General features: G+C 39.4%; 16 protein-coding genes. 1 reads left to right on the top strand and 15 read right to left on the bottom strand.

Features of this window, described 5'->3' with window-relative positions:
- Window positions 1-42 precede the first annotated feature (42 nt).
- From AC3II9_RS20230 to AC3II9_RS20195, 8 genes are all read right to left on the bottom strand, one after another.
- Window positions 43-978 (bottom strand): DMT family transporter, encoded by a 936-nt coding sequence (locus AC3II9_RS20230; protein ID WP_489158377.1) that lies wholly within the window; start codon window positions 976-978, stop codon window positions 43-45.
- A gap of 72 nt (window positions 979-1050) precedes the next feature.
- The gene (locus tag AC3II9_RS20225) at window positions 1051-2376 is read right to left on the bottom strand and encodes a TRAP transporter large permease (RefSeq protein WP_489158376.1); all 1326 of its coding nucleotides are present in this window, start codon (window positions 2374-2376) and stop codon (window positions 1051-1053) included.
- Window positions 2373-2873 carry a TRAP transporter small permease gene (locus AC3II9_RS20220; protein WP_489158374.1) on the bottom strand — a complete coding sequence of 167 codons (501 nt, stop codon included), beginning with the start codon at window positions 2871-2873 and terminating at the stop codon, window positions 2373-2375. Before AC3II9_RS20220 ends, AC3II9_RS20225 begins: the two co-directional genes overlap by 4 nt.
- A gap of 12 nt (window positions 2874-2885) precedes the next feature.
- Window positions 2886-3917, bottom strand: coding sequence for a DctP family TRAP transporter solute-binding subunit (locus AC3II9_RS20215; protein WP_489158372.1), 1032 nt, complete (start codon window positions 3915-3917; stop codon window positions 2886-2888).
- 199 nt (window positions 3918-4116) lie between these two features.
- Window positions 4117-5217, bottom strand: coding sequence for a sugar diacid recognition domain-containing protein (locus AC3II9_RS20210; RefSeq protein ID WP_489158370.1), 1101 nt, complete (start codon window positions 5215-5217; stop codon window positions 4117-4119).
- Between the two features lie 80 nt (window positions 5218-5297).
- A complete protein-coding gene (tatC, locus tag AC3II9_RS20205; protein ID WP_489158368.1) occupies window positions 5298-6122 on the bottom strand; it encodes a twin-arginine translocase subunit TatC in 825 nt (274 codons plus the stop codon).
- An 18-nt stretch (window positions 6123-6140) separates the two neighbouring features.
- Entirely contained in the window at window positions 6141-6365 is a 225-nt protein-coding gene (locus AC3II9_RS20200) for a twin-arginine translocase TatA/TatE family subunit (RefSeq protein ID WP_391375096.1), read from the bottom strand.
- Between the two features lie 82 nt (window positions 6366-6447).
- Entirely contained in the window at window positions 6448-7083 is a 636-nt protein-coding gene (locus AC3II9_RS20195) for a redox-sensing transcriptional repressor Rex (protein ID WP_489158366.1), read from the bottom strand.
- Window positions 7084-7212: 129 nt separating this feature from the next.
- Between AC3II9_RS20195 and AC3II9_RS20190 the strand changes: the two genes are divergently transcribed.
- A complete protein-coding gene (locus AC3II9_RS20190) occupies window positions 7213-9156 on the top strand; it encodes an ABC-F family ATP-binding cassette domain-containing protein (protein WP_489158364.1) in 1944 nt (647 codons plus the stop codon).
- A gap of 583 nt (window positions 9157-9739) precedes the next feature.
- Here the strand turns inward: AC3II9_RS20190 and tsaD are convergent.
- From tsaD to AC3II9_RS20155, 7 genes are all read right to left on the bottom strand, one after another.
- A complete protein-coding gene (tsaD, locus tag AC3II9_RS20185; RefSeq protein ID WP_489158362.1) occupies window positions 9740-10753 on the bottom strand; it encodes a tRNA (adenosine(37)-N6)-threonylcarbamoyltransferase complex transferase subunit TsaD in 1014 nt (337 codons plus the stop codon).
- Window positions 10746-11192, bottom strand: coding sequence for a ribosomal protein S18-alanine N-acetyltransferase (rimI, locus tag AC3II9_RS20180; protein ID WP_489158360.1), 447 nt, complete (start codon window positions 11190-11192; stop codon window positions 10746-10748). The genes tsaD and rimI overlap by 8 nt, the downstream gene beginning before the upstream one ends.
- Window positions 11189-11893 (bottom strand): tRNA (adenosine(37)-N6)-threonylcarbamoyltransferase complex dimerization subunit type 1 TsaB, encoded by a 705-nt coding sequence (gene tsaB / locus AC3II9_RS20175; protein WP_489158358.1) that lies wholly within the window; start codon window positions 11891-11893, stop codon window positions 11189-11191. Before tsaB ends, rimI begins: the two co-directional genes overlap by 4 nt.
- Window positions 11890-12342 carry a tRNA (adenosine(37)-N6)-threonylcarbamoyltransferase complex ATPase subunit type 1 TsaE gene (tsaE, locus tag AC3II9_RS20170; RefSeq protein ID WP_489158357.1) on the bottom strand — a complete coding sequence of 151 codons (453 nt, stop codon included), beginning with the start codon at window positions 12340-12342 and terminating at the stop codon, window positions 11890-11892. The genes tsaB and tsaE overlap by 4 nt, the downstream gene beginning before the upstream one ends.
- A 127-nt stretch (window positions 12343-12469) precedes the next feature.
- On the bottom strand, window positions 12470-12805 hold the full coding sequence (locus AC3II9_RS20165) for a hypothetical protein (protein ID WP_489158355.1): 336 nt from the start codon (window positions 12803-12805) through the stop codon (window positions 12470-12472).
- Between the two features lie 69 nt (window positions 12806-12874).
- Window positions 12875-14137: a DUF4179 domain-containing protein gene (locus AC3II9_RS20160; RefSeq protein WP_489158353.1), complete on the bottom strand. Its 1263-nt coding sequence runs from the start codon at window positions 14135-14137 to the stop codon at window positions 12875-12877.
- Window positions 14121-14660, bottom strand: a complete 540-nt coding sequence (locus AC3II9_RS20155; protein ID WP_489158351.1) for a sigma-70 family RNA polymerase sigma factor — start codon at window positions 14658-14660, stop codon at window positions 14121-14123. Before AC3II9_RS20155 ends, AC3II9_RS20160 begins: the two co-directional genes overlap by 17 nt.
- Window positions 14661-15103 lie beyond the last annotated feature (443 nt).

Below are 15103 nucleotides of genomic sequence, written 5' to 3'. Positions count from 1 at the left end.
CATCATAATCCATTCAAAAGTATTGCCCCTGTGGCAGTCATATCAACATGCTTGAGACTGCCCCTTCTCTCGTCTCCGTTTAATCCACTCTTTTAATTTTGCATCTAACCCGCCTGTTCCAATAATCACAGCCATAATAATAAATACACAACCAACATACTGTTGTAGGTGCATTTTCTCTCCTAAGAAAATATAAGCCCCAATTAGCGCAAAAAGCGTATTAAAGTTCGTAAAGATCGCACTTTCCGCTGCCCCAATATGCTTAATCGCCATATTATATAAGCTATGCCCGATTGCTGTTGCTAGCACCGCAGAAGCAATAAAAATTGCCCATACGGTTGCATCGATTTGTAAAAAGGCTAGGTAAGCCCCTGCATCGTACACAACACCCATGCCAATCAGAGCCAAGCCACCAATAACTAACATATAAGCTGTCATTAAAATAGGTGAAATGCTTTGTGCGCCTTTCCGAATGGCAAAAAAGCTAAACGCCTGTAAAAAAATCGATAAGAATACATAGAAGTCTCCCCATGATAACGAGGTCAAATTAGTCGGATCTTCTACAACCGCTATGCCGATTCCCGTAAAACCTAATAAAAAACCGACTGTTTTCAATGTTGTAAAGGTGGAGGCACGGAACAGAATAGCTAGCAATGCTGTTAGTAACGGACTTAACCCGCAAATGAGCGTCGTCTTTGTGGCCGTCGTTTGCGCAACACCGATTGCTAAAAGCGAATGGTGACATACTACACCAAAAAAAGCCGCAATGAAAATAAATTTCCATGGCATCATCCACTCATAAAGCTTCTGTCGAAATAAAAGTAACAACACAAAGATCGTCATGCCAGCTAGCAGAATACGCACACTTTGCATAATTAAAGGATCCAAATGCGTCGTTAGCACCTTTAACATCGTGACATTTAATCCCCACCAAATCATGACGAATAATAAAATGGCATACACCTGTATATTTCTCACAAGCATTCTCCTCACCTAGTAAAAAAGTAGACAAAGCCTAAAAGACCTTGTCTACTTTTTCATTCAATAACACTATTTCACACCGAGTAAATCTGGCAAGAATGTCGAAATCACTGGAACATACGTTACTAATAAAAGGACGACAATAGCCGCAACAATAAATGGGATAACTCCTTTGGAAATCTCCATTATATTCGATTTAGAGTAACCCGCTGCGACATATAAGTTTAATCCTACTGGTGGTGTAAATAAACCAATCGCTAAGTTGATCGTCATAAACACACCAAATACAGTTGGATCTACTTCGAGCATCGTCATAATTGGCAATAAAATTGGTACGAAAATATAATACGCGGAAATCGCATCAATAAATGCCCCCGCGATTAATAAGATAACATTTACTAATAGTAAAATCATCATCTTATTATCTGTAAAACCTAGTAATGTATCTGATAACGTTTGGGCGATTTGCTCTGTCGTGACAATATAAGCAAAAACAGACGCAGCACTGACGATTAACATTACTACTGCTGTTTGAATCGATGCTTCTTTAAAGATGACAAATAGTTGCTTGCCATAACCCTTTGGTGAAATAAACAAACCAACGACTAAACTATACACAACGGCAACTACAGCTGATTCTGTTGGTGTAAAAATACCACCGTAAATTCCACCTAAAATTATGATCGGAATCATTAAACCCGGTAATGCTTTTACAAATGCCTGCCAACGCTCTTTACCTGTAGGCTTATGTACAACTTCTGTTTCGCTAGGCACAAATAAACCCTTTTTTATATCACGAGCACGTACATAGACAGCGGCGATATACAGCGCAACCCCTATTAAAATACCTGGGATAATCCCTGCCATAAACAGACGGTTAATCGTAATGGGCATTTGACTCCCGGCTACTAATGCAAAAATAATAAAGGCAATCGACGGCGGAATGACAATTCCAATGGCACCAGCAGAAGCGACTAAACCACCTGCTGTTTCTTTGCGGTAACCGTTTTTCACCATCGCCGGAATTAAAATACCGCCAATTGCAGCAACTGTAGCAGGACCTGAACCCGAAATTGCAGCAAAGAAAACAGCCACGATGACTGTCACTAAAGCAATTCCACTTTTACGATGACCGACTAAAGCTTGAGCAAAGTCGATGAGACGTTTCGAAATCCCGATATGCTCCATAATCACCCCAGCTAAAATGAAGAATGGAATCGCAAGTAACGTGAATTTGGCCACACTCGTATACATTAAATCGGTTAATACCTCAAAGCTACTCATGCCATTATTCATAAAGAGAATGACCATTGAAGAGATACCAAGCGCAATCGCGATTGGTGTACGCAACATCACAAGGAGAATAAATACTCCAAACAAAATTAAAGCTGTCATACTGTTTGGTCATCTCCTTCTACCGTTTTTTCACCACGAGATACGTTTTTAGCTTCCTCAATTACGACTTGTACAGTGCGCACGACACACATAAATGCCCCAAACGGTAGCGCTAATGATAAAATCCATTGTGGCATGCCAAGTGCTGGTGTTTTTTGATTCATCTTGATTTGGAATTGAACCATTTCCACTCCGTACCAGAAAAGAATACCAAATAAGATAAAGCCCATCATACCTGTAAAGAAAACGATGAATAAACGAATGACTTTGTTCCCTTTATCAAACAAAAGTGTAAAGCCGAGGTGCGCATATTTGCGCACCCCAACGGCTGCTCCAAGGAATGTAATTAATACTAGCAAGTTAATCGTAATTTCCTCCGTAAAGGAAATAGAAATACCTGCCAAATTTCTCGATACTACGTTTAAGAACGTAATGACTGTCATCGCTGCAAAGGCAATAAACAAAATGATTTCCTCAAAATAATCTAGCACTTTCATATTTGTAACTCCTTACTCAGCTTGAAACGCTTTAAGTAAGTCTTCACCCCAAATAGCTGTATATTTATCATAAACTGCTTGCGAAGCATCCTTAAATGCCTGTAATTGCTCGTCTGTTAATTCATTCACTTGCATACCTTTTTCTTTTAACTCTTCCAGTTGCTCTGCTGCACGCTCACGGTTAAGCTGTACTTGATAAGCCGCTGCTTCTTTCCCTAAACGATCAAATAATTCTTGGTCTTCTTTACTCATAGACTCATATAAATCTTTGTTAATCCCTAATACAAGTGGATCATAAGAATAGTTCCATAATGTTAAATAATCTTGTACTTCATCAATTTTTGATGAGTAGATGACATCGATTGGGTTTTCTTGTCCATCAATTGTTCCTTGTTGTAATGCTGTAAATACTTCAGACCAAGTCATTGTGGCTGGATCCGCACCATATCCACGGAATAAATCTGTATACATCGTAATACCAGGAATACGCATTTTCATGCCTTTGAAATCTGCTGGTGATGCAATTGGGCCTTTATTATTCGTGACTTGACGGAACCCATTCTCGCCAAATCCTAAAGCGACAACATTTTTCTCTAATAAAATATCGGATAGTAACTCTCCACCGTCTCCAGCGAATGCCGCATCGACATCGTCTAATGAATCAAATAAGAATGGTGCACTCACTACACCAAAGCGCTCATCTAAAATAGAGTAAATAATTGTTGAATTAAACGTTAAGTCAATCGAGCCTTTTGCTAAGCCTTCCACTGCTTTTGCCGAATCCCCACCTGATAATTGTTCATTGGCAAAAACATCGATTGTAATACGGCCGTCTGTCTCCGCTTCGATATCATCTGCTAATTTTTGTGCCCCAGCAAACCAAGCTGTTGTGTCGGCTACCGTTACGGACATTTTCAAGTTATATTCTTCTTCACCAGTGTCTGTTGCGCTCTTTTCCTTTTCGTCGCCTCCACAAGCTGCTAGTAATACGGATAATGCTAACGTCGGAATTAAAGCCCATTTTCTCTTTTTAAGTTTCATCATTTATATCCCCCTAAGCCCATTTCTGTTATAAAACAATTTTTTAAATTCTGAAGTTGAAAGTCATATAATTCCATATGTACCAGAACACTGGACTTTCAAACAAAGATTATTTTATTATTCAGAAAAATTAAATTATATGTTTTAAAGAACATACTTTTTAGGGGAGATACGTAATTATTTGTCCTTTTAGACAAACCATTTATTTTGTTATGTATTGATGCTTATAAAGTAAAAGCGCGATATATAGAACAGCTTGATCTGCTGTATTATGCAAATTCACGTTAAGTAATTGTTCAATTTTCTTAATTCGATACTTTAATGTGTTTTTATGAATATGTAGTTGTTCTGCCACTTCTTTTAATGATTGATCATTACTCATCCATATGTCTAAATTCATCATCAGCTCCGGCTCATGCATGATGGGACCTAGCACACGCGCTATATATTCTTCTCGATGTTTTTTTGTACTTTCGACCAACAATAACTCCAGCTTTAAATCTTCTTCAAATAAAATGGCTCTTTCTTTCGTACAAATCGTTAATGCGCTATTTGCTTCTTTATAGGAAAGCGATAGTAAATCGAATGGATGCCTATTCCCAACGCCAATTTTCACATGAGATTGCGTTAACTTCGCCAGCTTTTGGCGAATTAATTGCAATGCATCTTGCAGTTGTCCGCGCGTGACTTTCGGAATCAACAATACAATTTGATTTACATTCCACCGTGCAATGAGCACTTTAGGGTGAATCATCTGAATATGGACTAAATGGCGTATGATTACCGCTTCCGTCTTTCCGTCTAATGCAATGAGGGCGACTCGCTCATAAATATCTTCTACATTTAATTTTTCCAGCTGTTGCTGCATAACTTCCTTCGTCAATCGTTCATGAAGCAATTCTGTTAGAAACAGCTCTAATAGCTGTGCCTCTGGTTCATACTCTTCACTCATTAAAGCCTGTTCAATTAACATTTCTGCCACTTTCGTTGAAATCTTAATATAAGGTTCTACTTGTGCGAGTGGTCCTTCTATTCCTAGTACGCCAAGTGGGATTTCATCTAAAGATAAAGGCATTAGCACTTCTCCTCGTGCTCCTTGGAAATAATTGGCCTCTGTATTGGAAATATACAGTGTCGTACGGTCACGAATAACTTTTAGCACCCCTTCATGAAACTGATTTATTCTATTGGTATCTGTGGCTGCCACAATACATCCCTTATGGTCACTAATGATAAGGGGCGCTTCAATGAGTGGACTTAACTCCTTTAGCAGCCTGTTGGCAATCACTTGAATATCTATCATCTCTCACACCTACTAAAATTTCAATTTTCTTACAATTTATACTTTAAAAAAAATAAGGAATACCTAATGAATAGGTATCCTTATTGCTTTTGCATCTCTTCAATTTGTCTTCGTTGCTCGGCTAAAAGCTCGTCTACTTTTAACTCGCGTTCGCGTTCTTCTTGCTCTTTTATTCGTTTTGCTTCCGCTATTTCGTATTTTCTATACCCAATACGCGAAATCAAAATACTAATTTCATACAACACAAATAATGGAATCGCAATAATCACGTTGGACACAAAGTCCGGTGGTGCTAACAGAACCGAAATCACGATTAATACGAAATACGAATACTTGCGGAATTTCACCATTAACATCGGACTTACAAGACCAATACGCGATAAAAACATTGTGATAACAGGCAATTGAAACAACAAGCCAAATGGAATGAGTAGCTTAAATAAAAACGAGAAGTATGCGTTAATACCGATTGTTTGTTGAATCTCCAAATCGTGTGATAACCCATTCATAAATTTAATGATGTACGGTAATAACACAAAATAGGAGAATGCAATACCACCGATAAATAGGAAAAACGAATACGGAATATATTTTAACGTTGCTTTACGCTCTGTTTCATGTAGACCAGGTGTAATAAACGACCATAGTTGATAGAGCAAAATAGGCGACGTTAATACAGCCGCCACCGCAACAGTTACTTGTAAATACACCGTTAACGGATCGGTTACGTTAAAAGCATTCAGTGTTAAATTTTCTGCTTCTTCACTGTACTGAATAAATTTAATAATTGGTTCAGCTGTAAAAAAGCCAATAAATAAAGCAAGTACGAAGAAAATCGCTATAACAAAGAGGCGACTTCTCAGTTCTTCCATATGTTCTACGACAGTGAGTTCTTTCGGATTCATATAACAGACATCCTTAAATTACTTAGTTACGTTATCTTTATCGTTATCTTTATGCTCAATAACCGTCTTTTTTACATCATCATCGTCTTCAGTTAACCCCTTTGTTGCATGACGGAATTCGCGTAATGTCGAACCCATCGCTCGTCCTAACTCTGGTAGTTTTTTTGGTCCAAAGATTAGTAAAGCTACAACACCGATGATAATTAGGCTTACAGGTGTAATCGCACTTAAATGTACAACCACTACAGCCACCTCCTCTAGTATATGTACCATTTTACCGTAATAAGTCGCTTTTTGCTAATAGATTAAATGTGAAAAATTTACGTCAATTGTCACTATTACGAATTAAATAAATAAGCGCTTGCAACTCTACTGATAAATCGATATTCATTAGTTTCATCGATTCTGGTACCGTTAGTCTAACCGGTGTAAAATTTAAAATGCCTTTTGCATTCATTTTCGCTAACCGATCTGCCATCGTTTGTGCAGAGCGTGATGATACAGTGAGTATCGCTAACTCCGCCGCATATTCTTCGTACATTTCTTCTAGTCGATCTGGGTGAAAAACTGGGATGTCACTAATTTCCGTCCCCTCATATGGTGCTTTCGAATCGAATGCTACAACAATTCTCGTATTATGATTTTTTTGGAAATTATATTTTAAAAATGCATTGCCTAAATTACCAACTCCGATTAATGCTACATTTGTTGCCTCGTCTTGATCCAATGTTTCTCGGAAAAATGACAATAAATGCTGTACATCATAACCGTACCCCTTCTTCCCAAGTGCACCGAAATATGAAAAATCTCGGCGAATGGTTGCTGAATCAATTTTCATTGCATCACTCAGCTCTCGAGATGAAATACGCTTCTTCCCTTCCTGCGCAAAGTTTTGAATAAAACGATAATAAAGAGGAAGTCTTTTCGTAGTTGCCTGTGGAATTTTATTCTCTTTGTTCACACATGTTCCTCCTACAATCAAATGGAAATCGTTATAATCTTACTAAACAACTACCTATTAGTAAAGCACCTATCATTGCATGCAACTACCCCATCATTTAAACTTAAAGCATGAACTGAGGTGTAAAAAATGATTGTGTTACAAGTAAATCAATTATATAAATCATTTGCAACAGATGAGGTGCTAAGCGGGGTAAAGCTTGAAGTACAGCACCGTGACCGTGTCGCACTCGTCGGTCGAAATGGTGCCGGCAAATCAACGCTCTTGAAAATAATTGCTGGCCAAATGTCGTATGACAGCGGCGAAATTATTGTTCCAAAAGATGTGAAGGTAGGGTATTTAGAGCAACATGCAGGGATTGATTCGGACCTTTCTATTTGGGACGAAATGATGACAATCTTTGGGGAACTACGCAAAATGGAGAGCACGCTACGCGGTTTAGAGCAAAAAATGGCAGACCCTACTGTGTATGAAGATAGCGAAATGTATGCGCGTGTGATGGCAGAATATGACCAGTTGCAGCATGATTTTAAAGAGGCAGGTGGTTATCAATATGAGGCCGATACACGTGCAGTCCTACACGGTATGCAGTTTTTCCCAGAGGACTACGAGAAACCCATTCGCTCATTATCTGGTGGGCAGCGTACACGCCTTGCACTCGCGAAGCTCTTATTATCGAAACCAACTTTACTTATTCTCGATGAGCCGACAAACCATTTAGATATCGAAACATTATCATGGCTTGAAAATTACTTAAAAGGCTATGACGGGGCGATTTTAATTGTTTCTCATGACCGTTACTTTTTAGATCAAGTCGTATCGATTGTATATGAAGTATCACGCACACGCGTCACAAAATATGTCGGTAACTATAGTGCTTACTTAGAGGACAAAGCCAAAAATTACGAACGCGATATGAAAATGTATGAGCGCCAACAAGATGAAAAAGCAAAGCTAGAGGCATTTATCCAAAAAAATATTGCCCGCGCTTCGACAACCAAAATGGCACAGTCACGTCGGAAAATGTTAGAGCGAACAGAATGGATGGACTCTCCAGATAGCGATGAAAAAAGCGCAAGCTTCGGCTTCGACATTGAACGCCAAAGCGGAAATGATGTACTATCTGTCGATCACCTCTCTGTCGGCTATCCAGGAAAGCCTGTGTCGTCTGGCATTACTATGCGTATTTTCCGTGAAGACCGCATCGCACTCGTTGGGCCAAATGGTGTCGGAAAATCAACATTACTCAAAACGATTGTCCAAGATTTAAAAACGATTACGGGCGATATTCGCTATGGTACAAATGTCCAGATCGGCTACTACGATCAAGAACAGGCAAAGCTACATAGCAAGAAAACTGTACTGGCTGAGTTATGGGATGAATGGCCACTGATGAATGAAAAAGATATTCGGACGGTGCTTGGCAACTTCTTATTTAGCGGCGATGATGTCGCGAAACCTGTCAATTCATTATCAGGTGGGGAGAAGGCACGTCTTGCATTAGCGAAGCTCATGATGCAGAAATGTAATTTCCTTGTACTAGATGAGCCGACGAACCATTTAGACTTAGATAGCAAAGAAATATTGGAAAACGCGCTCATCGATTATCCAGGTACGTTACTATTCGTATCGCATGACCGTTACTTTATTAACCGCATCGCAACGAAAGTAGTCGAACTATCAGGTGATGGTGCATTTGAATATTTAGGTGACTATGATTATTACGTAGAGAAAAAGCAAGAATTAGAAGAGCTAGCTGCCATGAAAGTCGCAGCACAAGCGACGAAAACAAATGTCGTTGCGACACCTGTGAAAACATCGACTTCTACGATTGACAAAGAGGCGAAAAAACGCGAGCGTCAAATTCGCCGCGCGATTGAAGACATCGAAACAAAGATGGGTGCACTCGATAGTGACATCACCAGCTTGGAAGAAGCATTATGCGATCCCGCTATCTTCTCTAACCATGAAAAAGCGCTCGATATTCAAACGAAGCTAGATACAGCAAAAGAAGCGCATGAAACACTTGAAATGGAATGGCTGGAGCTTAATGAAGAATTAGATAATATATGAGCAAAAGCGCCTGCTCCTTCCCAACATCCATTGCAGGATCCAAGTAAGTGTGCTGGCTAGGCGTAGATGCCTTTTCCATCAATCGTGATGCACAATGTGAAATTGTATAATAAAATGAAATCCCCCTTCGTTTCATAAACGACAGGGGGATTCTACTACTATTATTTCAATATATCAAATACTCTACATACCTCTCCAATTATCGACATCATTTATTCACATTGCAAAAAAAATTTCCACAATTTTATTCACAATAAGAATGCACTTATATCAACATATCAACAATGTTACCCACATTATCCACAATCCATATTTTGTTTTTCCACATATTTTAAATAAAAAATCAACAAAATACAACAGTAAATCACAAGTTATGCACAAGTTATCCACATTTTGTGCATAAGTACGAATGTTCGTGTTGACATTTCACAAAATACCACTAAGCCTGTGGATAATTTTCAGAAAAATTTAACATTATAGAAATTGTTGTATAACTAAGTTTAATCTATGCAAAATACAACAGATTTAGACGTTTTAAAAAAATAAAAAGATGCTACGACAGACGCGTAACATCTAGTACTCATTATATCCAGCTGTCTAATTCCATACCTGGCTTACCATTCATTTTCATATCGCCACGTACACCTGCTTCATACATATAATGCGCAGCTGCCCCAATCATCGCTGCATTGTCCGTACAAAGCTTTAATGGTGGCACATAAAATGGAGGCCCTTCTTTCGCGAATGCCTCTTCTAGCGAAGTACGTAATCCTTTATTCGCTGATACACCACCTGCTGCGATCACTTGCTTGACATTATATTCACGTGCAGCACGCAGCGTTTTAGCCGTTAATACTTCGACTACGCTATCTTGGAAGCCTTTTGCGACATGGGCAGGAATAATCTCTTCACCGCGCTGATCCATATTATGCTTATAGTTAATAACCGCTGATTTTAAGCCGCTAAAACTAAAATCATACGAACCTTCCTCTAGCCATACACGCGGAAATGGCACTGCCTCCGCTGCTTCATGCGCCAAACGGTCAATATGTGGACCACCCGGATACGGTAAATTTAACACACGCGCAACTTTATCATACGCTTCCCCTGCTGCATCATCACGTGTCTCACCTATTAACTCAAAGCTACCATGTTCTTTCATATACACAAGCTCTGTATGTCCACCTGATACGACGAGTGCTAGCAATGGAAACTCCATCGGCTGCACTAAATTATTCGCATAAATATGCCCTGCAATATGATGGACTGGGATCAGTGGCAAACTATGTGCAAAGGCAAATGCTTTGGCTGCATTAATGCCAATGAGTAACGCACCCACAAGGCCAGGTCCCTCCGTCACAGCAACCGCTGTTAAATTAGCTGGTTCCATCCCTGCCTGTGCCAAACATTCCTCGATGACAATCGTCATTTGTTCCACATGATGACGCGATGCAATTTCAGGTACAACTCCACCAAAACGTTTATGACTGTCAATTTGTGATGAAACCACATTTGACACAATTTCTGTTCCGTCTTTAATAATGCTTGCAGCCGTTTCATCACAGCTTGTCTCAATTGCTAATATATATTTACTCATTTAAATTCACCCACATTACTAGGGCATCTTCCCCGTTATCTGTATAATAGCCTTTCCGAATGCCTCCATCTTGAAACCCAAGCTTTCGGTAAAGGTTTTGTGCGACTTCATTTGTGACGCGTACTTCTAAACTCATCGTATCCATATCGGCCTCCCGTGCTACACGTATGGCCTCGCGCATGAGGGCTTCCCCAATTTTTTGACCACGCATCCGCTCCACAACAGCAACATTTGTAATTTGTGCCGCATCAATCACTAACCACATGCCACAAAAGCCGATAATACCAGCTGCATCTTCTGCAACAAGATAATGGGCGAACTGATTTTCACGCATTTCATAATGAAATGAATCAAGCGTCCATGGGGCTGGAAAGGTTGCGAGTTCAATCGCGTATACCGCTTCAACATCTGCCGGTGTCATTTGACGATACGTAATCATCGTTCCACCTTCTTTTGTTCCGCTATCCAGTTTGCCTCCGCTTCGGCAATCCGACGATACTCTGGTACAAAATGGTGAACTGCTTCAACGGCAGGTAATTCCTTTGTTTGCGCAAGTGCAATAAGCTCCGCTGCACGTGGTAAGTCTAGCGTATAAGATGCACGAATTGCTGCATCTCCAAGCGCTTCTTTTAATTGATCCCAAAATACAGCTACGTCCGTACCGATAAATAAGACCGGCTCCTGTAATGCTTGTAGCTTTTCGATTAAACCATCAATATGATCGTGATAATCTGAAATCACCGCTTCAAGTGTACCCCCACGATAAGCAGCCGCATAAACATTTTGACGACGTGCATCAAATAATGGACAAATCACACCATTAAATAGCTTGGCATTCGCTGCGAGTGCCTGTAGACTGGATACACCCACAAGTGGCTTCTTTAACGTCCATGCAAGTGTTTTCGCAATCGTGACACCAATGCGGACACCTGTATACGAACCAGGACCCTCTGACACAGCAATGGCATCAATTTGTGCTGGCTTTATATTTGCCTTCGCAAATAATTCTTCAACAGCCGGCATGGCCCCGACAGAATGCGTTCTTTTTATATTTTGGACAACTTCTGCTACTACTTTTCCATCCTCCACGATGGCGACAGAAAGCGGTGCATTTGCAGTATCAATTCCTAACCAAATCATTTGAATAACTCCTCACAAAGCTGGACGTACTTTTCGCCCATCGGTTTAAATGTAAATAGACGTTCTGTATCATTGATACGTGTAATCGTAATGGCTAACCGTTCTTCTGGTAGCTCACTTGCTATTAAGTGTGCCCACTCAACCACCGTTACGGCATCACCATAAAAAATTTCATCCCATCCTAAATCCTCATCACTATCTGCCAAACGATACACGTCTAAATGATTGAGTGGTAAACGCCCATTATACTGCTTCATAATCGTGAACGTGGGACTATTCACTGTACGTGTAATGCCTAGCCCTTTAGCTAATGCCTGTGTAAATGTTGTTTTACCTGCCCCTAAGTCCCCTTCAAGGGTAATGGTATATTGTACTTCCAGTAACTCTGCTAGACGATATGCCAACGCTTGCGTCTCTTCCATTGTATATATATGCTTTTCAAATTCCATGCCGTTCTCCTCCAAAATCCATTACTTCTAGTTTACTGTAAGGCAGATAAATGTTCAAAGGGTTGTACCTAAAAGGATAACTGAAAATGAAAAGACATCCCTTAACGAGACGTCTTTTCTCTAGTTCTTATCTCGTTGAATGCCCTCTTTTTTCAACAATGCGTTTAGACACTAACTGATCTTCCTCAAAATAAACTTCATACGCTTGGGTCATTAACAGTTCATCTGGCCACACGTACGTATTGTCATCTAGTTGCTTCCCACGTCCACGTGCAATTTCTACAGCTTCCATATAAGACATACCTGGCTCTAGTTGCCTATACTCGTCTTCATTCATATATTTTTGCCAAACAAATGCATTTGAATCTTCCACACTACTTATTTTAATGGAAGAACACGAAACAAAGCTCATCATAATGATAGGCCATAACACGATTCGTATGAATGGCTTATATAAGATCACCCGCACCTCCAAAATACATGTACTTTCAAGATATGTATTTTTTCTGTTGCGAGTACTAATTTAGCATGATTACTTTACCGGAATTGTGACAATGGCGGATGGTTCTATTTCTATTTTTGGAATTGGCATTGCCTGGACGAATATTTTCCCCGGTACTAGCTGAAAGGTCATTTCGTACTCATTCGGTCCAATCGCCTTTGGGTACTCTGTAATTATAGATTCATGGGCTTCATTGACAATGTCTAACCTATTCGGGATAAAGGAATCATCAAATGAAAAATTACTTGTTGAATGGAATGTCAAAATGGCTTCTTTCTCTCGCTGTTCTACGTTCGTTATGACAATATCACCCATTTCCCCTTGTGGAATGATTTGAGGAAATGTATCTGCTAACTCCTCCATAATTTCCTCTCCTTCTCTCAACGTAAAAGGAATAAAATAATGCCTCAGTTGAATTTCGGTTACGTCCTTTTCTAATGGCTCTACTAAATACGTATACACCATGCCGTCATCTGTACCAGACCCACGTTGATCTAATTTTTGTAGCGGGGTACCTGTTTGGTCCGTAATCGTCACAGCTAATGCCCCGTCTCTCGAAGCTAACTCATCCAGCCATTTCTCAAACATGACATCAATTTTAGTACTTGTTGTAGAAACAACAACGTTCTCTACAGTATAAGGAATGCCATCGATTACACCTGTTTGTCCAGCCTGTAACGCGACACTATCATTTTCTACTTTTTTAACTGGTGCTGTAAAAACCCATTCACCCTTCGTATCCCCAATTTGATGCATTTTGATTGTTAACTCAAATGCATCGGGCAGTTCCTCTTCAAAATGGATATCCCATAATCCTCGATAAACCTCCCCTTCAGCCAATGTTCTGAGCCCTTCGCCTGTATTAATCATTTCACCATCCACTAACACCGTTAATGGATAAACTTCCTCATACGTTGGCATAGAAAAAATGACATTTAACCGATGTCCGTCATACACAATTTCTTCAATCGTAATCGATACACCATTACTTGTGACCGTTTCATTTAGTATCACTTTATTGTCATCTGACAATGCAATCGATAACCCCTCATCATGCTTTTCAATCTCGTACATAAAACCTATGAGTGGAACATCAGCTAATACATTTGCTACCTTGGAAGATACAAAACCACTCCCTAAAATCATTCCTACCGTTGCCGTAGCAAACAGAGCTGTTAACATTAGAGGATTTCTTCGCTTTTTAGGGGCTTGCATCCCATTTTGGATTGCTTCATCTAATTTCTTTAATGGGACTTCAATAGCTTCAATAGCTTTCTTAATATTGTTCTCCATACATTTCGCCCCCTTTGCTAAAATATTTTTGTAGTTTCTGCAAACCTCGATGTAAATTCGTTTTCACCGTTCCCTCAGGACAGTTAAGGACTTGTGCAATCTCTTTCACCGTTAAGTCACGATAATATTTCAACAGAATAACCGACTTATATTTTTCCTCAAGATTTGTAATAGCTTGCAATAAATCAAGCTTTTCTTCATAGCTTGCTGTCATTCCCTGTTCCGTTTGCTCTTCCCCTAGTATAATCACTTTTCCATTCTTTCTTAGCTGCTCCAGCGCTGTATTAATCAAAATCTTCATTAGCCAAGTGGAAAAATACTGCTCTTCCTTAACCGATTGAATACTCGCATAAGCCTTGGTCACAGTTTCTTGTACGACATCTAGTGCATCACTTTCATTTTTCATATAAATGTAGGCCATTTTATAAAGCTTGATCTTTTCTTTCTCTAATAACTTTATAAATGCCTCATTGTTCCCCTTTTTTGCTTTCACTAATAATGAAAATAGAAGCAAGGATTTCACCGCCTTCTCTCGTTCTATAGGTTAGATGGTCTGTTAGGCAAAAACGTTTCAAATTTTTAACAGGATTCAAAATAAATCTATTTTTATGAAATACCATTTATTGATGAAGGGAAACAATACTAGTTCAAGCTTTAGTATTACAAGCATTTTAAGAGGAAAAAGTAGATTATAATATGACAGATTTTTTTAAAATGAAAGAGGGTTTTTAATGCAGCATTCTTATGACTTTTACTAATGTAATTTTTATATCTATAGAAGGTAAGTGATTTTCTAGAAATTTAAAAAAGCGTGTACCTACCATAACAGGGGTACACGCTAAATTTCGGCAAAAAAAAGCCTTTATAAGAATGATTCTTATAAAAACAAAAATGGCGGTCCCGACCGGGATCGAACCGGCGATCTCCTGCGTGACAGGCAGGCATGTTAACCGCTACACCACGGGA

It is taken from the genome of Lysinibacillus sp. RU7, assembly GCF_057837305.1.
This window is presented reverse-complemented; position numbering and strand designations above follow the sequence as displayed.